This window comes from Streptomyces sp. NPDC005181, assembly GCF_040608395.1.
GTDB lineage: Bacteria > Actinomycetota > Actinomycetes > Streptomycetales > Streptomycetaceae > Streptomyces.
The window spans coordinates 68,351-88,727 of record NZ_JBEXID010000028.1 but is presented as its reverse complement, the minus strand read 5'-3'; the positions used below and the strand labels follow the sequence as shown (position 1 = coordinate 88,727).

The window sequence follows — 20,377 nt, the reverse complement described above, 5'->3', positions numbered from 1 at the left end:
TCAACCTTGTTGCTAGACACCTCAAGGTTCACAGAGAGCGGCGTGTTTCACGTATCAGACCAGCTCAGGGCACCCACACATACGGCAGGAGAGCCCATTTTCTTTCCTCCGTGCGGCCTCATGTCGTCCCCGCATGTACGTTGGAGGAACGCCCAGATGAGCTTTGGCGACCCGAACCCAAACAATCCGTACGGCCAGCAGCCCGGCCAGCCGCCGCAGGGACAGCCCGGCTACGGCTACCCGCAGCAGGCGCCGCAGGGCGTACCGCCGCAGCAGGGACAGCCCGGCTACGGCTACCCGCAGCAGCCCGGTCAGGCGCCGCAGGGACAGCCCGGTTACGGCTACCCGCAGCAGGCGCCCGGCACGCTCCAGGCCAACAACGGGTACATCAACGTCCCGGTCCTGGGTACCGTTCAGGTCGCCTCGATGGGGCGCCGCCTCGGAGCTCGCGCCATCGACGGTGTCGTCATCGGCATCATCCTCAGCATCATCATGGGGATCGGTCTGGCCGGCGCGGTGGGCATCGCCAAGGACTGCGACCCCAACTCGGCGGACTACGCCTCGTGCATGAATGACGCCAGCGCCGGCTTCATCACCGTGATGTTCACGTGGATCGCGGTGATCGCCGTCTTCACGCTGCTCTACGAGTGGCTGATGATCTCGTTCCTCGGCGCGACCGTGGGCAAGCTCGCCGTCGGCCTGCGTGTCGTGAAGGAGAACACCGGTCAGAACCCGGGCCTCGGCTCCGGCTTCATCCGCTACATCATTCCGATCGTCGGCGCGTTCCTCTGCTACATCGGCGCCATCCTCGTCTACCTCTCGCCGTTCTTCGACAACTCCGGGAAGCTGCAGGGCTGGCACGACCGCGCCGCAGGCACCCTAGTGATCAAGAAGTAACGCGCGACGCACGACACGAAGGGCCGGAACTCCTCGCGGAGTTCCGGCCCTTCGTGCTCAGATAGCGTCAGTGGAAGAAGTGCCGCGTACCCGTGAAGTACATCGTCACGCCCGCCTTCTTCGCGGCCTCGACGACCAGCTCGTCACGGACCGAACCGCCGGGCTGGGCCACGGCCTTGACGCCGGCCGCGGTCAGGATCTCCAGGCCGTCCGGGAACGGGAAGAACGCGTCCGAGGCGGCGTACGCACCGCGCGCACGCTCCTCGCCCGCCCGCTCGACGGCGAGCTTCGCGGAGTCGACGCGATTGACCTGGCCCATGCCGACGCCGACCGAGGCGCCGCCCTTGGCGAGCAGGATCGCGTTGGACTTGACCGCGCGGCACGCCTTCCAGGCAAAGGCGAGTTCGCCGAGCTCGTCCTCGGAGAGAGCCTCACCGGTGGCGAGGGTCCAGTTGGCCGGGTTGTCGCCGTCGGCCTGGAGCCGGTCGGTGACCTGGAGCAGCGCGCCACCGCCGATCGGCTTGACCTCGACCGTGGAGGCCGGGGCGTCGGGGCAGCGCAGCACGCGGATGTTCTTCTTGCGGGCGAGGATCTCGACCGCGCCGTCCTCGTAGGCCGGGGCGACGATGACCTCGGTGAAGATCTCCGCGACCTGCTCGGCCATGGCGACGGTCACCGGGCGGTTGACGGCGATGACCCCGCCGAAGGCCGACAGCGGGTCGCAGGCATGCGCGTTGCGGTGCGCCTCGGCGACGTCGTCGGCGATCGCGATGCCGCACGGGTTGGCGTGCTTGATGATCGCGACGCACGGCTCGGCGTGGTCGTACGCAGCGCGGCGCGCGGCATCCGTGTCCGTGTAGTTGTTGTACGACATCTCCTTGCCGTGCAACTGCTCCGCCTCGGCCAGGCCACCGGCGCCGGAGGTGTAGAGCGCGGCGGGCTGGTGCGGGTTCTCGCCGTACCGCAGGACGTTGCTGCGCTCGTACGTAGCACCGAAGAAGTCGGGGAAGCCCGAGTCGTCGGCGGCGGCGTAGTCGGCCGAGAACCAGGAGGCGACGGCCACGTCGTACGCGGCCGTGTGCTGGAACGCCTCGGCGGCGAGCCGCTTGCGGGTCGTCAGGTCGAAGCCACCCGCCTTGACCGCGGCGAGGACGTCGGCGTACCGCTCGGGGCTGGTGACGACGGCCACGGACGGGTGGTTCTTGGCCGCGGCGCGGACCATCGACGGGCCGCCGATGTCGATCTGCTCCACGCACTCGTCGGCGGAGGCGCCGGACGCGACGGTCTCCTTGAACGGGTACAGGTTGACGACCACGAGGTCGAAGGGCTCGACACCGAGCTCGGCAAGCTGCTCGCGGTGGGCATCCAGGCGCAGGTCGGCGAGGATGCCGGCGTGCACGCGGGGGTGCAGCGTCTTGACGCGGCCGTCGAGGCACTCGGGGAAGCCGGTGAGCTCCTCGACCTTGGTGACCGGCACACCGGCGGCGGCGATCTTCCCGGCGGTCGAACCGGTGGAGACGAGCTCGACGCCCGCCTCGTGCAGACCGCGGGCGAGGTCTTCGAGCCCTGTCTTGTCGTAGACACTGACCAGGGCGCGGCGGATGGGCTTATTCACCGAGATGAACCTTTCGTCCCTCAATGCGATAGCCGTTACGGGCGAGCCGCCCCACGACCTCGACGAGCAGCTTGCGCTCGACTTCCTTGATGCGTTCATGGAGAGCGGCTTCGCCCTCCGGCGTGTCCTCTTCGGTCACCTCGACCACGCCCTGCGCGATGATCGGACCGGTGTCGACGCCGTCGTCGACGAAGTGGACGGTGCACCCGGTGACCTTCGCGCCGTACGCGAGGGCGTCACGCACCCCGTGGGCACCGGGAAAGCTGGGGAGCAGGGCGGGATGGGTGTTGACGAACCGGCCGCCGAACTCTGCGAGGAACCGCTTGCCCACGATCTTCATGAAGCCCGCGGACACCACGAGGTCCGGGCGGTGCTCGGCAGTGGCGGCGGCGAGCGCCCCGTCCCACTCCTCGCGGGTGGCGTAGTCCTTGACCTTGCAGACGAAGGTCGGCAGCCCGGCGCGCTCCGCCCGTTCCAGACCGACGATGTTGTCGCGGTCGGCGCCGACCGCGACAACCCGGGCGCCGAAGCCCGCAGGGTCGTCGCCGATCGCGTCGAGCAGGGCTTGGAGATTCGTACCGGAACCGGAGACCAGCACGACCAGGCGGGCCGGAGCGGCGGAGGAGGGCGGGGAGGCCACGGCTGGGCCCTTTCTCGCGTGGTGAAGCAGAGCGACGCTGTTTGTGGGGTCGTGATTTGTAGGGTCGTACGAAAGAATCGCGCCCCTCGATACGGGGAACTCTACGAAGGACCCGACCGTCAGCAACGATACCGGCACATCGGGAGACCCCCACAGGACGGGGGTGAGGGGCCGGATCACAGGGGAGATCCAAGGGAGATCGAGGGGGAGATCGCAGAGGGAAGGGGTGCGGTCAGCAGATATCGGCCCCCGGCGCCGTGCTCCCAGCTTTCGGCCTCTCGTGGCCGGGAGGTAGCGTCAGGGGACAGCGAACCGTCCGTCAGGGCGGAAATGACGAGATGGGGAAGACGTTCACCATATGCCGGACCGACGCCGCCGCACCGCCTTCCGCCACCCGCTGCCCGAGCGGGCCTCACTGCTGCTGCGGGAACGCCAGTCCCCAACGGGCTCCTCCTCGGATCCCTCGGACTCCTCGAACAAGAAGGACGACAACCCCTTCGCCGCACCGCCGGAGAACCGCCCCGACCAGCCGTGGCACCCGCGCCACCCGTCCCACGGCGGGAACGGGAGCGGGAGCGGAAACGACGGTTCGAACGGGAACGGTGACGGGTCGCCCGAGGGCGGCTCGTCCGACGACCGGCCGGTCTGGGGCAGCCAGTGGAGCAGCCACCAGCCGGGCCGCCAGAGCGGCGGCTTCGGCGGCCGTCCGGGCGGCCAGGGCGGACCCAACGGCCCAGGCGGCCAGGGCGGACCCGAGGGCGGCCCCGGCGGGCTGCGCTGGGACCCGACAGACCCCGCCCAGCGGCGCGCCCGCTACGCGCTGCTCTCCGGCATGTGGGCCTTCTTCTTCGCGATCTTCGACTTCCCGGAGATCGCCCTGCTGCTCGGCGCACTCGCCGTGTACTGGTCGATCAGCTCGCTGCGCGCCAAGCCGAAGAGCGCAGCGGCCGCGGAGAGCGCCGGAGGGGCTGCCCGTACGGGTTCCGCTTCCGGTTCCGCTCCGGCCGGGGCCCCGGCTCCCGGGGCCGGGACCGCCGCCCCGTACGCACCAGGCCAGGGCAGGCCGCAGACGACGGCTGCGGTCAGCGGTCTCGTCACGGCGCTGCTCGCGCTCTCGATCGTCGCCATGACGTTCACGGTGCAATTGGTCTACCGCGACTACTACACCTGTGTGAACGACGCCCTCACCAAGTCCGGACAGCTGGCCTGCAACGACCTGCTGCCGAAGCCGCTGGAGCCGTTCTTCGGCGTCAAGAACTAGCGCTTCCCGGTCTGCTCGCCGGCCCAGCCTCCGGAGGCTGGGCCGGCGGCGTTTCGGGGCCCTTGGAGAGCGAGGGCCAGGGGAATCCCCCGGAGGCCCAGGGGGAATCCCCGGCCGCCCGCTCGTGCCAGGGGTCGGTCGGCAGGAAGTCGTACGGCTCGGCGCCCGCATCCTCCTCGTACCAGGACTCCGCACCGGGCACGGGCCCCGACGCCGACGGTGACGAAGCCGGAGACGCGGGTACGGACCCGGCGACGGCCGTGGATCCGGTTCGGGTTCCGGTTTCCGTGCCCGCACCGGGCCCTGACTCCGGTCCCTCGCCCGCCTCCTCGCCCCGACGCCTGCGCCACCACCGCAGACCGCTCCGCTGCCGCTCCGCAACCTCCGCATCCGCCGGGGCGGGGAGCACCGCCCCGGCCTCCCCTCCCCCGCTCTCGCCGCTGCCGTGCTGCCGCACCTGCCAGGCCCTCAGCAGCAGCGCCCCGGGCACACCGATCAGCGTCGTCCATGCCGGCGCCGCCACCCCCGCGAGCCACCACACCGGGCCGAACGCGGCCAGGGCCCCGGTACCCAGCGGGCCGCCCGCCGCCGCGGTCAGCGCCGCCGTCGCGACACCGCACCCCACCGCCGCCAGGGCAGCCGTCAGCACGGTCTCCAGCAGACCTCGGGCCTTCTCGTTCCGTACGGTGAACCGGGCGATCGTGATACCGGCCGCGACCGGCACAGCCATGGCTGCCCAGTTCAGGACCGTCCCGGGGCCGTGGGCCGGCACCGCCGCCAGCAGGGGGAAGTTCGGCAGCGCAGGGTGCCCGGTGAAGGCGAACGGGGTGACCGTGGACGCCGTACCGAGTGCGAAGCCGGGCCCGAGCCCGTAGGCAGCACCCCACACCGCCGCGTTCGGCACGAGCGCCAGCGCGAGCAGCAGCACCGCGCACCGGCCCGCCCAGTCGCCGGAGAGCCCCAGGAACGACGCCTGCATCTGCTCCGCATGCCACACCAGTGACGCCGCGACCAGCAGCGCGCCGCCACCCAGCAGCACCGCGGTCCCGGCCGCCGCCGACCGGAACACCGCCTCCGCCCGCTCCGCGAACCGGGTCCGCGCCATGGCCTCGTGCAGCCGCACGGGCGCCCAGGACGGCGGCGGCCCGACCGGATGCCCGGCCGCCGTCCACACCCCGGCCCCCGCCGCACCCGCCACCACGGGAACCATCGGGAACAGGAGCGAAGACGGCTGCGCAACCATCGAGCCGCCCTTCGCATAGAACGCGACAACCGCCACGACCAGCAGATATCCGCCCGTCACCAGGCAGAAGACGCTCCCGACCGAGGGGGCGGTGCGCCCCTCGTCGGGCTCCATCGCATCGCGGGCGGCCCGATGCACCAACCACACCAGCACCGCGGTGAGCAGCAGCGGGACAACACCGACGGGGGCGGGGGTGCCGCTGAGGGTGTCGGTTCTGACGAGATCGGCGCCGTGCGCCAGCAGCCAGATCCCGGCCGCGGCATTGAGGGCGCCGGTGGGGCCGCTGTCGGACGCCGGGGAGCTGATCCACACCGCCATGACGAGCACGGCCAGCGAGCCGAGCCCGAGCCCCGCGGCAAGCACGCCCCGCAGAAAGGCGGAGACCAGCGCGGCGGACCGGCCCTGCTCTGCCGACAACGACGGGGTGCGTTCGGTCATTTGGGTCACACCGCAATGCTCCCAACGACACGCGCCTATTCCGTGTAACGGGCCAATAGCCGCTGTGTCGCCCAATATACGTTTATGTACTTTCTGGCCCGGCGCGGGTCCGCCGGGGGGCCGTCATGACCCACAGCGCCAACGATGCAGCCGCCCCCTCCCCGCTGCCCTCCCCCGAGGAGCTACGCAGACTGCGCAAGGCGAAGTCGCTGAGCGAAGAGCAGGTCGCGACGGCCACGGGGGTCACCGTGGCCACGGTCCGGTCCTGGGAGACGGGCCGCGCCACTCCACGGGGGCGCAGGCGTGAGGCATACGAGAAGCTGATCGGCTCGGACGACACGGGTGGCGCGGATGGCGTCGACCGTGCGGATGGTGCCGACGGTACGAACGCACTGGGCCACTCGGCAGCCGCCCGAACCCAAGCCACCGGGAGCACCACCGTCGCCCCGACCGACCCCGGCGCCACCCGGGACCAGCCGGCCACGCCCGTCGCCTCCGCCCCCACCGTCCTCTCGGTCCCGGCAGGCCCTGGTCCCAGCCCCGCCGAGGCATTCGATGCCCTCTACGTGCGCCTCGCCACCGCCCTCTTCCGGCAGACGTATCTGCTGACCGGTCGCCGGAACCTCTCCAAGGAGTCCGTCGAGCGGGCCTTCGAGCAGGCCTGGCAGCGCTGGCCCGAGGTGGCTGTGGACCGGGACCCGGCGGGCTGGGTGCGGGCGGCCGCGTACGAGTACGCGATGTCGCCCTGGCACCGGCTGCGTCGCGCCCACCGCCGCCCCGACCCGCAGCCGGCAACCGATCCCCGCTCGCGCGCCCTGCTCGACGCGCTGCTCGACCTGCCGCCGGCGTACCGGCGCACCCTGCTGCTCCACGACGGCGTCGGCCTGGACCTGCCGGATACCGCAGCGGAGACGGAGGCGAGCACCCCGGCGGCGGCGGGCAGGCTGATGACCGCGCGGGCCGCGGTCGCCGAGCGGGTGCCCGAGCTGGCGATCCCGTTGTCGCCCGACGAAGAGTCCGCGCTGTTGCACGAACAGCTGGGCATGGTCGCCCTCGCCCAGCCCGTGGCCCCGCTGCTCACTCCCCATGCGGTCCGTACCGGCAGCGAGAACAGGGCCAGACTCTGGACGCAGGCGGCCATCGCCCTGGCGGCCCTGCTCGTCGGCCTCGCGGCGTTCACCATCGTGACCGCCCCGCCGGGGTACGAGACACCGCCGTCGCCCGCCGAGCGGGTCGGGGGTGTGCCGCCCCGCGGCGGTCCGCAGAAGCTGACACCGCAGGACCAGAAGATGCAGAAGAAGCTCGATGAAGAGCTCGTTCACGGCCCCGCGCGGCTCGTCCCGGAAGTACGGTGACCGACCCGATTCCGACCCGGATCAAGACGGCGCGGGCCCGTACCCCTGAAGAGGGATACGGGCCCGCGCCGTCTGCGCAGTGACGCGACACAGCGGTTCAGCTGCGAAGCAGCTGTCAGGCGCCGAGGATCTCGCGCGCCAGCTTGGCGGTCTCGGTCGGCGTCTTGCCGACCTTGACGCCGGCGGCCTCGAGGGCCTCCTTCTTCGCCTGGGCGGTGCCGGAGGAGCCGGAGACGATGGCGCCGGCGTGGCCCATGGTCTTGCCCTCGGGGGCGGTGAAGCCCGCGACGTAACCGACGACCGGCTTGGTGACGTTCTTCGCGATGAAGTCCGCCGCACGCTCCTCGGCGTCGCCACCGATCTCGCCGATCATGACGATCAGGTCGGTCTCGGGGTCGGCCTCGAACGCCTCCAGGGCGTCGATGTGCGTCGTGCCGATGACCGGGTCGCCACCGATGCCGACGGCGGAAGAGAAGCCGATGTCACGAAGCTCGTACATCATCTGGTAGGTCAGCGTGCCGGACTTCGACACGAGACCGATGCGGCCGGGCTTGGTGATGTCGCCCGGGATGATGCCGGCGTTGGACTGGCCGGGGGTGATCAGGCCGGGGCAGTTCGGGCCGATGATCCGGGACTTGTTGCCCTTCGAGCCGGCGTACGCCCAGAAGGCGGCCGAGTCGTGGACAGCGATGCCCTCGGTGATCACGACGGCGAGGGGGATCTCGGCGTCGATCGCCTCGACGACGGCGGCCTTGGCGAAGGCCGGCGGCACGAAGAGCACGGACACGTTCGCGCCCGTCTTCTCCATCGCCTCGGCGACGGAGCCGAAGACCGGTACCTCGGTGCCGTCGAAGTCGACGGTCGTGCCGGCCTTGCGCGGGTTCACGCCGCCGACGATGTTGGTGCCGTCGGCGAGCATGAGCTTGGTGTGCTTCATGCCGGTGGCGCCGGTCATCCCCTGGACGATGACCTTGCTGTCCTTGGTGAGGAAGATAGCCATGGTGTTTGGAGTCCCTCGTCCCTTACTTCGCAGCCGCGGCGAGCTCAGCGGCCTTGTCGGCCGCGCCGTCCATGGTGTCCACGCGCTGCACGAGCGGGTGGTTGGCGTCGGAAAGGATCTTGCGACCCAGCTCCGCGTTGTTGCCGTCGAGGCGCACGACCAGCGGCTTGGTGACCTCTTCGCCCTTCGACTTCAGAAGCTCCAGGGCCTGGACGATGCCGTTGGCGACCTCGTCACACGCGGTGATGCCACCGAAGACGTTGACGAAGACGGACTTGACGTCCGGGTCGCCGAGGATGATCTCGAGGCCGTTCGCCATGACCTCGGCCGAGGCGCCGCCACCGATGTCGAGGAAGTTGGCGGGCTTCACGTTGCCGTGGTGCTCACCGGCGTACGCGACGACGTCCAGGGTCGACATGACCAGACCGGCACCGTTACCGATGATGCCGACCTCGCCGTCGAGCTTGACGTAGTTGAGGTTCTTGGCCTTGGCGGCAGCCTCGAGCGGGTTGGCTGCGGCCTTGTCCTCGAGGGCCTCGTGGCCGGGCTGACGGAAGTCGGCGTTCTCGTCGAGAGACACCTTGCCGTCCAGCGCCAGGATGTCGCCGGAGGCGACCTTGGCGAGCGGGTTGACCTCGACAAGGAGCGCGTCCTCGGCAACGAAGGTGTCCCACAGCGTCACCATGACCTCGGCGACCTTCTCGGCCACCTCGGCCGGGAACTTCGCCTGGGCGACGATCTGGCGGGCCTTCTCGATCGTGACTCCGGTGTTGGAGTCGACCGGGACCTTCGCGAGGGCCTCGGGGGTCTTCTCCGCGACCTCCTCGATGTCCATGCCACCCTGCACCGAGGCCATGGCCAGGAAGGTGCGGTTGGTGCGGTCGAGGAGGTACGAGACGTAGTACTCCTCAAGAATCTCCGGCGCGGTCTCGGCGATCATCACCTTGTGGACCGTGTGGCCCTTGATGTCCATGCCGAGGATGTCGGTCGCACGGGCGACCGCCTCGTCGGGGGTGGCGGCCAGCTTGACGCCACCGGCCTTGCCGCGGCCGCCGACCTTCACCTGCGCCTTGACGACAGACTTGCCGCCCAGCCGCTCGGTCGCCTCGCGGGCTGCCTCAGGCGTGTCAATGACTTCACCGGCCAGCACCGGTACACCGTGCTTGGCGAAGAGGTCCCTCGCCTGGTACTCGAACAGGTCCACGCGCGTCCGTCCCTTTTCAGTGGTCTCGCGGTTCGTTTTCAGCGTGGGCGTGCCGCGAGGGGCAACGTGACTGCTCTGTCACAAGGAAAGCGCACACGGTGTCCGGGTACGCGGCATGTCCATCTCGCAGGTTATCCCCGAGCTCCACAGGACCCTAAATCGCAGATCGCACCTGGGCGGTGATTACGGTCACAGATCACGCTGGTAGCCGGGTCGCAGTGGACAAAACGGCACGTGAGGGGTGGCAGAGAGAGGGGACCCGGGGCCGGGCGGTGCCCGTGGTCCGGACGGAGTGGTCCGAACACGACGGGGAACCACCCGGCGACGGGCCGGGGGCTGCCCTCAGAGGTCCGAGGGGTATCAGACCCCCTGGGCCGGGTACTCCGGAGCGGTGAAGGACGGCACCGCGTCGGTGACGAAGTCGGGGGCGATCGATGTCAGACCCTGCGCACCGTGCGCCGCGTTGTCGACGGTCGGGCGCGCGTCGCCGCCTGCCGTGCCCACGAGGCCGCCCGCGAACGGCTGCACCTGCGCGCCGAGACCCTGCGCCAGCGGCATCACCTGGGTCGTGATGCCCTGTGCGAACGGGGCGACCGCGTCCCCGGTCAGCCCTTGAGCCAGCGGCCGCACCTCGGAGACAACACCCCCCGCGAACGGCTGCACGTCGGAGACGACCGCCCCGGCGAACGGCTGCACCTCGGAGACAACATCCCCGGCAAACGGCTGCACCGCGCCGACCGCGCCGTACGTCAGCGGCTGGACCTCGGCCGTGACGCCGTGCACGAAGGGCAGGGCCGCCTGCTCGACGACGCCGTCGGCGAACGGAGCGACCTCGGAGACCGCACCCTGAACCAGGGTGCCGACATCTCCGAGCGCCTGGTCGACGACCGGCAGCACCGCGGAGACTGCGACGGCGACGATGGGCGGGAGCACGGCGCCGGAGGTCTGACCGACGACCGGCCCGGCCTCTGCGAGAGCGCCCTCGGCCGCGCCCTTGACGGTGCCCTGCGCGGTGGTCGCGGCGCCGGGGGCGGTGCTCTGCACGTAGCCGGGGATCTGCTCGATCGGGCCGAAGAGGTAGTCGATCGGCGCGTCGGGCGCGGCCGGGACGTCGTAGCCGGGGAGGCCCTGCAGGTCCTGCACCCCGTTTGTGCCGGACAGACCGGACAGGTCCCGCACGGCCTGTGCGTCCACGCCATCGGCGCGGTCGACGGCGCCCGTGAGCTTGCCTGTGACGCCGGTGACCTGGTGCTTGAGGCCGCCCGTCACGCGGTCGACCTGCCCAGCGGCCTTGGCGCCCGGGGTGGACGTCGCTTGCGCGACCACGGCCCCCGCGGCTGCCTTCGCCCCGGCGGTCTCCGTCTGCACGGTGTCCTTGAGCTCCGCGACCCCGTCGACCGCGTCGGCCGCGTTGTCGGGGGTGGAGAGCGGAACGGAGACAGGCAGTTCGTCCGCACTGGCTACGGCGGTCCCGAGGGCCCACATTCCGGTGGCCGTGGCGGCGACTGCTATGGAACGGCGGATGTTCTGGTGCATGTGTGTCAGATCCTTCGAATACGTTTCGACGGTCCGGAGTCGTCCGGACAGCGGGCAGACCTGTTCCGCCCCCGCGCGGCAGGTCGAGGCGGGGAACGGCCTGCCCTAGCCGGGGAATTCGAGGATGTTGCCGGACCTGTCGCGCATCGGGGCGACGGCCGCCGGAAGACCGGCACCGCGTATGAGCCCGAAGGAGGCACCGCCCGCGAACGGAACGGCGTGCTGTTCGCCGCCGCGTGGCCCATGGGCCTCGGTGGTGGAGGGGTGACCGAAGCCACCACGGGGATCGAGGGGCGCCCGCTCGGGCGCCGGTCCGTACCGCGGCGCGGGTACTCGGCTGTCCGTCCCGCTCGCGGAGGTGCCGCTCAGCAGGGCGACGAAGTTCCAGCCCTGGTCGGCCTCAGAGGTGTACCCGCAGACCGGACGCGGTGCGGGTACGGCAGCGCGCGCGGCGCCGCCGGCGGAACCGTGGCCCAGGCGCCCATCGGCAGGGGGATCGACAGCCGTAAGGGGAAGCAGCAGCCGGGCGGGCAGCGCCCACACGTCCGGGAGCACCCCGGCAGCGTTGTCGACGGCCGTGCCGACACCCTCGACCGCCTCGCCGACTGGCCGGGCGAGATACCGGACGGTGTCCCGCGTCGTCCCGACAACCGACCGGGCACCGGCAACGGCGACGGACGTCGTGGTGTCGGTGGAAACGGAGGTCGTGGCGGAGGCGGCGGAGACGGAGACGGAGATGGTGGACGCGGAGGCACTGGAAGCCGAAGCGGCGGAAGCGGAGGAAGTGGAAGCGGCCATCGGCCGGGCGTGTGTTTCAGCAGCCGACGCGCCCGACGGCCCTGCGGCCGGAACGTGTGTCGGCACCGGGGCAGAGGCGTCCGGGCCCCCCGTCGCCGCCTCGGCGTTCGGGACGTCCACCGGCTCGGCTGCCGCATCGGCGCCCCTGTCCTGCGCCCCGGCCCCGTACCCAACTGCCGTCTCCGCGGCGGGAAGCGACGGAACGGGTGCCTGTGCCGCGTGTGCCTCGGCTCCGAAGATGAGGCCGAAGGCCAGCAGTCCACCGAGAAACAGCACCACCTGCAGCGCGCGCCGACCGACCGACCCGCGCACCGGGCGCGGGTCGGCGACAGAACGAACAGCTGCAGCGGTCACGTCGGAGTGAGCCCTCCCAGATGGCGAGGGCTGCGGAACGCAGCCCTCCGCGGATGACGGGACGATGCTTGCACGACCCTCCCGGGTTGACGCAAGTCCCTTGTTACTGATGGGTCTCCTTGTCCGGTATGGGCAGTGGCCTCTTCTCCAGTGCCGCGGCCATCACCTCCGGGAAAAGATCCGGGGTGCACGCGAACGCCGGTGCACCCAGTGCGCCCAGCGCCGCCGCGTGCTCACGGTCGTAGGCGGGCGCACCCTCGTCGGACAGGGCGAGCAGCGTCACGAACTGCACACCGGAGGCCTTCATGGCGGCGACCCGCTTCAGCATCTCGTTGCGGATGCCGCCCTCGTAGAGGTCGCTGATGAGGACCACGACCGTCTCGGCCGGGCGGGTGATCCTGGACTGGCAGTAGGCGAGTGCCCGGTTGATGTCGGTGCCACCGCCGAGCTGGGTGCCGAAGAGCACGTCGACGGGGTCGTCGAGCTGGTCCGTGAGATCGACGACGGCCGTGTCGAAGACGACGAGCCTGGTCCGCAGCGTCCGCATGGAGGCGAGCACCGCGCCGAAGACGGAGGCGTGGACGACAGAGGCAGCCATCGATCCCGACTGGTCGATGCAGAGGATGACGTCCTTCTTCACCGCCTGCGTGGCCCGCCCGTAGCCGATGAGCCGTTCGGGGACGACCGTGCCGGCTCCGTCCCCGCCGGGAAGCGGCAGGTAGTTCCTGAGGTTGGCCCGGATGGTGCGGTCCCAGTCGATGTCGCGGTGGCGGGGCCTGTTGATCTTCGCCGAGCGGTCGAGCGCGCCGGTCAGCGTGGCCCTGGTGCGGGTGGCGAGCCGCTTCTCCAGGTCGTCGACCACCTTGCGTACGACGGCTCGTGCCGTCTCCTTCGTCGTCTCGGGCATGGCCTTGTTGAGCGAGAGCAGCGTTCCGACCAGATGGACGTCCGCCTCGACGGCCTCCAGCATCTCCGGCTCCAGCAGCAGTGTGGACAGGCCCAGCCGGTCGATCGCGTCGCGCTGCATGACCTGGACGACGGAGCTCGGGAAGTACGTACGGATGTCGCCGAGCCAGCGGGCGACGGAGGGGGCGGAGCCGCCGAGCCCGGCCGACCGGTCGCTTCCGCCCCGGCCGCCGGGCCTGCCCCCGCCGCCGTACAGCGCGTTCAGTGCGCCGTCCATCGCGGCGTCCCGTCCGGTGAGGGTGCAGCCGGTGGTCTCGGCGCTGTCCCCGCCGAGCACCATGCGCCAGCGCCGCAGCCGTTCGTCGTCCGCCGCGCCGCGCTCTGCCCCTGCCTCTGCCCTCGATGTGTCTGTGTTCGTGGCCGCCGTCATCCTGTTGCCCCCAGCCGTTCCATGGCGTTGTCGAGGGCGTCCGCGCCGACACCCTCTGCATCCTCGGTGTCCATCCCCAGCAGCAGCCGCAGTACGGGCACCACCGCCTCCGCCCGTTCCTCGTCGAGGACGGGGCCGAAGCCGGGGGCTGTCGCTGCGGTGACGGTCCCGGCCGGCCCTCCGGTGGCCGGGCCGCGGCGCACCAGTTCGCCCAGCGTGCGCCGTACGCCCGGCTCGTACGTGGAGAAGGTGCGGCGCAGCAGCGGCAGTACATCGGTGAACGTGTCCGCAGGCACACCGGCCAGCCAGGCGTCGACCAGACCGAGCAGCCGCTCGTCGTGGACGAGGAGCATGCCGCCCCCGCCGGCCCCGCCGACGAAGCCCTCGATCCAGGCCGCCGCGTCGGCCGGGGGTGTGCCGGGCGACAGGGCGAAGCCCATCAGCCGTGCCGCGTCGTCCTCTTCGAGCCGGCCCTCGTCGAGCAGCAGCCGGGCCGCTCGGCCCCGGATGACGCCGGCGACGGTGTCCCGGGTGGCCAGCTTGTGCAGCACAGTCGTCCAGCGCTCGCGGAGCCCGTCCGCCGGTACCGCGCCGGCGAGCAACCCGATCGCGGTGTGCACCCCGTCCACCTGGCGGCGCAGTTCGGCGGCGCCGTCGGCGTCGAGCCCGGTGCAGGCGGGCGGCAGTCCGACGCAGATCCGCGAGGCGAGTCCGGCCGCGACCTCGCCGAGCGCCGCCGTGTCCGTGGACCGTACGTCCCCGTACCGCAGGGTGCGAGCCAGGGCGGGCAGCGCCTCGGCGAGGTGGCCGACGTCGGCGTCGAGCGCGGCCCGGTCGGCGAGTGCCCGCATCACGACGGGCAGTGCGTCGGGCAGTTCGGCGAGGAGGCAGCGCTCGGCGAGCGCGGTGACCTCGGCGAGCGCGGTCGACGACACGGCCTCCGATTCGGCCTTGGCGGTCGCGGCGGTCAGGACGGTGGTGCCCCAGATCCCGGCCTCGGCGATCTGTACGTACAGCTCGGGCTCCCAGCGCAGCCGCCAGCTCTCCCGGAACGTGCCGGTGCTCCCCCGGCCTGCGGCCGGTTCGCCCCAGCCGATGGCGAGGAGCCGGAGCCGGTGCAGCAGACGGCTGCGGGCCGCGTCGGTGTCCTTGCGGAGGTCGAGCTCCAACGCGCGCTCCAGCGCCTCCGGTTTGAGCCGCAGCGTGCGCTGGAGCCGGGCGAGGTCGCGCTGCAGCGGCACGGCGGGTGCGGTGTCCGGCACCTCACCGAGCGTCTCGCCGACGATGAGCCGGTCCTGCACGAGCGCGAGCGGTACGTCGGAGCCCTCGCACATCACGGCCCGGATCGCGTCGGTCGTCTCGCTCAGCCCGGCGAGCGGTCGGCCGCGCATGGCGGCGAGGGCCCCGGCGAGCCGCACGGCCTCGATGACATGGGCGGACGACACGAACCGGTCCTCGTCGCGCAGGAGTCCGGCCACCTTGGTCATCCACCGTTCGATCGGCCGGTCGGCGGCACCGAAGAGATGCCCGTACCAGCCGGGCGAGTCGATCCCCGCCCCGTAACCGCTGTGCCGGGCCAGCCGCCGATGGGTCCAGGGCACCCAGGTCAGCTCGGTCCTGACCTTGGGCAGCCCCTTGAGGAGGGCCCTGTCGGCGGTGACGGTCGTCCTCGCTCCGAGCGCGGGCACATGCCAGGCTCCGCAGACGACGGCGACATCGTCCCCGAACTCTTTGCGGGCGGCACGCAGTCGGATCCGCATGTACGCCTCGCGGACGATGTCACGGGGGTGCCCGCCGTCCCCGTACACCTCGCGCAGCGCCGTCATCGCCTCGCCGAGCGCCGCGAACGGGGCCCGTGGGTCGGCGAGTCGCCCGTCCGGCGCGCGGTGCTCGACGACGTCCTCCCACCAGCGCTCGGGGTCGTCGTACCCGGCGGCCCCGGCAAGGACCCCGATGGGGTCGACCGGAGGCGCGGCCACCGCCCGGGCGGCGCCGTCGTCGCCCGCTCGGCCCTGATCCCGGTCCTGGTCGTGGTCCGCGTCCGGCGCCGGGGAGTCCGTCATGGCGAGGGAGTGGGCCGCGGGCAGGTCGATGAAGCGGACCGGCACGTCGTGCCGGAGCGCCCAGCGGATCGCGACCCACTCGGGCGAGAATTCGGCGAGCGGCCAGAACGCCGCCCGGCCCGGGTCGTCCACCGCATGGGCGAGCAGAGCCACCGGTGGCCGCATCTGCTCCTCGGCGGCGAGCGGCAGCAGTGCGTCGCCCTCGGGCGGCCCCTCGATGAGGACGGCCCGCGGACCGGCGGTGTCCAGCGCGGCACGGACCGCGCGGGCGGATCCGGGACCGTGGTGCCGGACCCCGAGCAGCAGCGGCCCCGCGGCGGGCGCGGCCCCGGTCACGCGGAGACCTCGCGGCAGGCGCGGTAGAAGTCCTTCCAGCCGTCCCGCTCGCGGACCACGGTCTCCAGGTACTCCTGCCAGACCACCCGGTCGGCCGCAGGGTCCCGGACGACGGCACCGAGGATGCCGGCCGCGACATCGCCGGGGCGCAGCACCCCGTCGCCGAAGTGGGCGGCGAGCGCGAGGCCGTTGGTGACGACGGAGATGGCCTCGGCCGTCGACAGCGTGCCCGACGGGGACTTGAGCTTGGTGCGGCCGTCGCTCGTGACACCGTCGCGCAGTTCACGGAACACCGTGACCACCCGGCGGATCTCCGCCATGCCGTCGGGGGCGGCCGGAAGGTCGAGCGAGCGCCCGATCTGGTCGACCCGCCGGGACACGATGTCGACCTCCGCGTCGGGCGTGGCGGGCAGCGGCAGCACGACCGTGTTGAACCGGCGGCGCAGGGCGCTGGACAGCTCGTTGACCCCGCGGTCGCGGTCGTTGGCCGTCGCGATGACGTTGAAGCCGCGGACTGCCTGGACCTCCTGCCCCAGCTCGGGAAGCGGAAGCGTCTTCTCCGACAGGATCGTGATGAGCGAGTCCTGCACATCGGCAGGGATACGGGTGAGCTCCTCGATCCGCGCGGTCATGCCCTCGGACATCGCACGCATCAGTGGGCTGGGTACCAGCGCATCGCGGCTGGGCCCGTGCGCCAGCAGCTGCGCGTAGTTCCACCCGTACCGGACGGCTTCCTCGGGCGTGCCCGCCGTGCCCTGGACGAGCAGCGTCGAGTCGCCGCTGACGGCGGCCGCGAGGTGCTCGGAGACCCAGGTCTTGGCGGTGCCGGGAACGCCGAGGAGCAGCAGGGCCCGGTCGGTGGCGAGTGTCGTCACGGCGACCTCGACGAGGCGGCGCGGGCCCACATATTTGGGTGTGATCACCGCCCCGTCCGGAAGAACGCCGCCGAGCAGATAGGTGGCCACGGCCCAGGGCGACAGCTTCCAACGCTCGGGCCGCGGGCGGTCGTCGGCGGCCGCGAGCGCCTTCAGCTCGTCGGCGAAAGCGACCTCGGCATGCGGGCGCAGAACCTCTGCGCCGACGCCGGCGGTGGTTTGGGACACGGTCATGGATCCCCCTCCAGATCGGTCGACCGGGTGTGGTTCCCACCGTGCACCATGCCACTGACAGTCGGCCCTTCCCGCGGTCGTTCCGCAGGTCGGAGCCGATTGTCAGTGCCGCGTCCTACCGTCGTTGCCATGCTGCTATCTCACGGGGGAGAACCCTTGCGCACCGCTGCTCCGGTGGTGCGCTGGACGGTGGAGCAGGTCCTGGCCCTGGCTCCTGACGAGTCGTCACGCAAGGCCGGCGGCAGGCTCGGTTCGGCCGGTCCGTGGTCCGGCGCGGGCTGCGACGGATCAGGTGCGGTGTGGGGGCTGTGCAAGGGAAGCGGGAGCAAGCCGTATCAGACGGTGGTCGATACGACAGGCCCTGCGTACACGTGCAGTTGCCCCAGCCGGAAGTTCCCGTGCAAGCACGCGCTGGGTCTGCTGCTGCTCTGGGCGTCGGACGAGGCGGTGCGCGGACCGGCGGAGGCGCCGGACTGGGCCGGGAAGTGGCTGGACAGCCGTCGCAGACAGGCGGCGCAGCAGGCCGAGCCGGCCGGGGGAGGCGCGGGCGGCGCCGGTGCGGGCCCGGCCGACCCGGCGGCCGCGAGGCGGCGCGCCGAGCGCCGGGCCGAGCGGATCACCGGCGGCGCACAGGAATTGGAGCAGCGGCTGACGGATCTGCTGCGCGGGGGTCTGGCGGCGGCCGATCAGTCGGGGTACGGGTGGTGGGAGGAGACGGCGGCCCGCATGGTCGACGCCCAGGCATCGGGACTGGCGGTCCGGGTACGGGAGTTGGGGACGATCCCGGCGTCCGGCCCCGGCTGGCCGGTGCGGTTGCTGGAGGAGTGTGCGCTGCTGCATCTGCTGGACACCGCGTGGCTGGGCATCGACCGGCTGCCGGAGCCGCTGGCGGCGACGGTCCGTACGCGGGTGGGGCTGACGGCCTCCGCCGATGGTCCGCCGGTCCGCGACCACTGGCTGGTCCTCGCCCAGTACGACACCCCGGACGGCAAGATCGTCACGCGCCGGATCTGGCTGTACGGAAGAGACTCGGGCCGCACCGCACTGCTGCTGTCCTTCGGGGCGGCCGGACGCTCCCCCGGTCAGGCCCTGCCGGTGGGCGTCACCATCGACGCCGAGCTCACGCCGTATCGGGGGGCCGGCCAGCTACGGGCTGAGCTGGGCGGGCAGTTCGGTGCGCCGGTGCCGACCGGTGCTCCCCCGCCGGGCTCCACGGCAACGGCCGCGGTCGCCGCGTACGGGCACGCCCTGCGGGACGACCCCTGGCTGGAGTCCTGGCCGGTCACCCTGCGCGAGGTCGTACCGGTGCCGTCGGGTGAGGGCTGGCAGCTGGCGGACGCGGCAGGCGATACGGCCCTGCCCCTCGCCCCGTCGGCGCTGTCCCGGCCGGGTCTGTGGAAGCTCGTGGCGCTCTCCGGCGGCGCGCCGGTCACGGTCTCCGGCGAATGCGGCCACCGCGGCTTCGACCCGCTCGCGGCCTGGGCCGACAGCTCCGACGACGGTACGGCCGAGACCGTGCCGCTCATCTGACCCATGGAGGAGGACCGATGCCCGGTACAGGACCGATGCCCAGTACGACCACCGTGTGGGAGGAGCTCGTCACATCGGCGCTGCTCGGTACCGACCGCCGGCCACCCGCGGCGGGAGCCAGGCCGGCGCCGGTGGCGCTGCTGGATGCGGCGGCGCTGCATACGGTGCGGCGCAGAGCCGGGCTGCGGCCCGCGGCTGCGGCCGCCCGGCCCGGGACGGCGCCCGCCGACCTCCGGCCGCCCCTGCCGCCCGCCGCGCGGCGCAGGCTCGCCCAGCTGCTCGCCGACCGGTCGGCGCCGAGCGGTGCGGGCGGCCGGCGCGGTGCGGCGCCCGATCTCACGGAGCTGATCCCGCAGTGGCTGGCCGCCGCCAGTCTGCGCGGTTTCCGGGCCCCGGCGGCGCTGCTGCCACCCCTGCTGGACGCGGCCCGGGCGCGTACCGACCTGCGGCCGCAGGCCCTGGCGTTCGCCGGGCCGCGCGGGCTGTGGCTGGCCGGACTGAACCCCGAGTGGAAGTTCGCGCTGCGCGGCTCGTCCGGAAGCTCACTGCTGCCCGAGGTGACCGACGCCGATGCGGTGCGCCGGCTGTGGGAGGAGGGTCTGTTCGCCGAGCGCGTCGCCCTGCTCGGGGCCGTGCGGGCGCACGATCCGGGTGATGCGCTCGCGTTGCTGACCAGTACGTGGCCGACGGAGCGTGCCGAGGACCGGCTGATGTTCCTGGACTCGTTGCGCGTCGGACTGTCCGCCGTGGACGAGCCCTTCCTGGAGCAGGCGCTCTCCGACCGCAGCCGCAATGTGCGCGCGACGGCCGCCGAGCTGCTGTCCGCGCTGCCGGAGTCGGCGCTGGCCGGGCGGATGGCAGCCCGTGCCTCTTCGTGCGTGAACCCTGACCTGACGGCCGGCGTCGCGACCGTCGCCGTGGAGGCGCCGCACGAATGCGATGCCGCGATGCAGCGCGACGGCGTGGTGGCGGTGCCGCCGTCCGGACGGGGCGAACGGTCGTGGTGGCTCGGCCAGTTGGTGGAGGCGACCCCGCTGTCCGTCTGGCCGGGGCGGTTCGGCGGGCGTACGGCGCAGGAGATCGTCGCCCTGCCCGTCGCCGACGGCTGGGGCGAGGAGCTGCACGCCGCCTGGTGCCGGGCGGCGGTGCGGCAGCGCGACCCGCAGTGGGCGCGCGCGCTGCTCGGCGCCCCCTCGCTCCCGCCGTCGAACAGCCCCGGTACGGCGTCGCTCGCCGAGCGGTCGAAGCTCCTCGCCACACTGCCCGGCGCGGAACGGGCCGCTTGGGTGGCCGACTTCGTCGCCGCGCACGGTCTGTCGGAGGCGTTCCAGCTCCTGGGCGTCTGCCCGGTCCCGTGGGCGGAACCGCTCGGCAGATCGGTCGTCGACGCGCTCGACATCGCCCGCGACGCGGGTAGCTACCCCTGGAGCTTCAGCGGCGTCATGGGGCTGGCCGAACGCTGTCTGAACCCGGCGGAAGCGGACCGCCTGGAAGTCCTCACGACCACCCCGGACGAGCCGGAAGGCGCGTCACCGGGTGCGGCCGGCTACTGGTCGGAGGCGTTCCAGCGCCTGGTCTCCACGCTGCGGCTGCGCGCGGCGATGGATGCCGAACTGGGGGCGGAGGCGGTGTAGGCGGGGCTGGGGGACGGTGCGACGGGGA

Annotated in this window: 15 protein-coding genes; 5 read left to right on the top strand and 10 right to left on the bottom strand. The window is 72.3% G+C overall.

The window, feature by feature from the left end:
- Positions 1–156: 156 nt before the first annotated feature.
- Entirely contained in the window at positions 157–897 is a 741-nt protein-coding gene (locus tag ABZV38_RS19785; protein WP_356328629.1) for an RDD family protein, read from the top strand.
- A gap of 67 nt (positions 898–964) precedes the next feature.
- Here the strand turns inward: ABZV38_RS19785 and purH are convergent, their stop codons facing one another.
- Both purH and purN read right to left on the bottom strand, forming a co-directional pair.
- Positions 965–2,518 carry a bifunctional phosphoribosylaminoimidazolecarboxamide formyltransferase/IMP cyclohydrolase gene (purH, locus tag ABZV38_RS19780; protein ID WP_356328642.1) on the bottom strand — a complete coding sequence of 518 codons (1,554 nt, stop codon included), beginning with the start codon at positions 2,516–2,518 and terminating at the stop codon, positions 965–967.
- A complete protein-coding gene (gene purN, locus ABZV38_RS19775) occupies positions 2,505–3,152 on the bottom strand; it encodes a phosphoribosylglycinamide formyltransferase (RefSeq protein ID WP_356328627.1) in 648 nt (215 codons plus the stop codon). The genes purH and purN overlap by 14 nt, the downstream gene beginning before the upstream one ends.
- A 358-nt stretch (positions 3,153–3,510) precedes the next feature.
- Here purN and ABZV38_RS19770 point away from each other — a divergent pair, with 358 nt between their 5' ends.
- On the top strand, positions 3,511–4,413 hold the full coding sequence (locus ABZV38_RS19770; protein ID WP_356328625.1) for a hypothetical protein: 903 nt from the start codon (positions 3,511–3,513) through the stop codon (positions 4,411–4,413).
- On the opposite strand, the gene ABZV38_RS19765 is transcribed toward ABZV38_RS19770, so the two are convergent.
- Positions 4,403–6,094, bottom strand: coding sequence for a DUF6350 family protein (locus tag ABZV38_RS19765; RefSeq protein WP_356328623.1), 1,692 nt, complete (start codon positions 6,092–6,094; stop codon positions 4,403–4,405). The two genes, ABZV38_RS19770 and ABZV38_RS19765, sit on opposite strands and share 11 nt — an antisense overlap.
- 125 nt (positions 6,095–6,219) lie before the next feature.
- On the opposite strand from ABZV38_RS19765, the gene ABZV38_RS19760 reads away from it, so the two are divergent.
- Positions 6,220–7,449: a helix-turn-helix domain-containing protein gene (locus tag ABZV38_RS19760; protein WP_356328622.1), complete on the top strand. Its 1,230-nt coding sequence runs from the start codon at positions 6,220–6,222 to the stop codon at positions 7,447–7,449.
- Between the two features lie 115 nt (positions 7,450–7,564).
- Here the strand turns inward: ABZV38_RS19760 and sucD are convergent, their stop codons facing one another.
- The 7 genes from sucD to ABZV38_RS19725 form a co-directional block, all read right to left on the bottom strand.
- Positions 7,565–8,449 carry a succinate--CoA ligase subunit alpha gene (gene sucD / locus ABZV38_RS19755; protein WP_356328619.1) on the bottom strand — a complete coding sequence of 295 codons (885 nt, stop codon included), beginning with the start codon at positions 8,447–8,449 and terminating at the stop codon, positions 7,565–7,567.
- A 22-nt stretch (positions 8,450–8,471) separates the two neighbouring features.
- Positions 8,472–9,653 carry an ADP-forming succinate--CoA ligase subunit beta gene (gene sucC / locus ABZV38_RS19750; RefSeq protein ID WP_356328617.1) on the bottom strand — a complete coding sequence of 394 codons (1,182 nt, stop codon included), beginning with the start codon at positions 9,651–9,653 and terminating at the stop codon, positions 8,472–8,474.
- Positions 9,654–10,013: 360 nt separating this feature from the next.
- A complete protein-coding gene (locus ABZV38_RS19745) occupies positions 10,014–11,189 on the bottom strand; it encodes a hypothetical protein (RefSeq protein WP_356328615.1) in 1,176 nt (391 codons plus the stop codon).
- A gap of 105 nt (positions 11,190–11,294) precedes the next feature.
- Entirely contained in the window at positions 11,295–12,341 is a 1,047-nt protein-coding gene (locus ABZV38_RS19740) for a hypothetical protein (protein ID WP_356328613.1), read from the bottom strand.
- A 103-nt stretch (positions 12,342–12,444) separates the two neighbouring features.
- Positions 12,445–13,587, bottom strand: coding sequence for a VWA domain-containing protein (locus tag ABZV38_RS19735; RefSeq protein ID WP_356328640.1), 1,143 nt, complete (start codon positions 13,585–13,587; stop codon positions 12,445–12,447).
- Between the two features lie 86 nt (positions 13,588–13,673).
- A complete protein-coding gene (locus tag ABZV38_RS19730; protein ID WP_356328611.1) occupies positions 13,674–16,076 on the bottom strand; it encodes a DUF5682 family protein in 2,403 nt (800 codons plus the stop codon).
- The gene (locus tag ABZV38_RS19725) at positions 16,073–17,185 is read right to left on the bottom strand and encodes an AAA family ATPase (protein WP_356328609.1); all 1,113 of its coding nucleotides are present in this window, start codon (positions 17,183–17,185) and stop codon (positions 16,073–16,075) included. The genes ABZV38_RS19730 and ABZV38_RS19725 overlap by 4 nt, the downstream gene beginning before the upstream one ends.
- Before the next feature lie 129 nt (positions 17,186–17,314).
- Here ABZV38_RS19725 and ABZV38_RS19720 point away from each other — a divergent pair, with 129 nt between their 5' ends.
- Together ABZV38_RS19720 and ABZV38_RS19715 are read left to right on the top strand one after the other, a co-directional pair.
- Positions 17,315–18,715 (top strand): SWIM zinc finger family protein, encoded by a 1,401-nt coding sequence (locus ABZV38_RS19720; RefSeq protein WP_356328607.1) that lies wholly within the window; start codon positions 17,315–17,317, stop codon positions 18,713–18,715.
- Positions 18,716–18,732: 17 nt separating this feature from the next.
- The gene (locus ABZV38_RS19715; protein ID WP_356328605.1) at positions 18,733–20,349 is read left to right on the top strand and encodes a DUF5691 domain-containing protein; all 1,617 of its coding nucleotides are present in this window, start codon (positions 18,733–18,735) and stop codon (positions 20,347–20,349) included.
- Positions 20,350–20,377 lie beyond the last annotated feature (28 nt).

What these genes read in the sequence shown, in the direction of transcription:
- ABZV38_RS19745 (WP_356328615.1), bottom strand. Translation starts at nt 11,189, where the DNA reads ATGCACCAGAACATCCGCCGTTCCATAGCAGTCGCCGCCACGGCCACC.
- ABZV38_RS19765 (WP_356328623.1), bottom strand. Translation starts at nt 6,094, where the DNA reads ATGACCGAACGCACCCCGTCGTTGTCGGCAGAGCAGGGCCGGTCCGCC.
- ABZV38_RS19735 (WP_356328640.1), bottom strand. Translation starts at nt 13,587, where the DNA reads ATGGTGCTCGGCGGGGACAGCGCCGAGACCACCGGCTGCACCCTCACC.
- ABZV38_RS19715 (WP_356328605.1), top strand. Translation starts at nt 18,733, where the DNA reads ATGCCCGGTACAGGACCGATGCCCAGTACGACCACCGTGTGGGAGGAG.
- ABZV38_RS19725 (WP_356328609.1), bottom strand. Translation starts at nt 17,185, where the DNA reads ATGACCGTGTCCCAAACCACCGCCGGCGTCGGCGCAGAGGTTCTGCGC.
- sucD (WP_356328619.1), bottom strand. Translation starts at nt 8,449, where the DNA reads ATGGCTATCTTCCTCACCAAGGACAGCAAGGTCATCGTCCAGGGGATG.
- ABZV38_RS19785 (WP_356328629.1), top strand. Translation starts at nt 157, where the DNA reads ATGAGCTTTGGCGACCCGAACCCAAACAATCCGTACGGCCAGCAGCCC.
- ABZV38_RS19720 (WP_356328607.1), top strand. Translation starts at nt 17,315, where the DNA reads ATGCTGCTATCTCACGGGGGAGAACCCTTGCGCACCGCTGCTCCGGTG.
- ABZV38_RS19770 (WP_356328625.1), top strand. Translation starts at nt 3,511, where the DNA reads ATGCCGGACCGACGCCGCCGCACCGCCTTCCGCCACCCGCTGCCCGAG.
- ABZV38_RS19760 (WP_356328622.1), top strand. Translation starts at nt 6,220, where the DNA reads ATGACCCACAGCGCCAACGATGCAGCCGCCCCCTCCCCGCTGCCCTCC.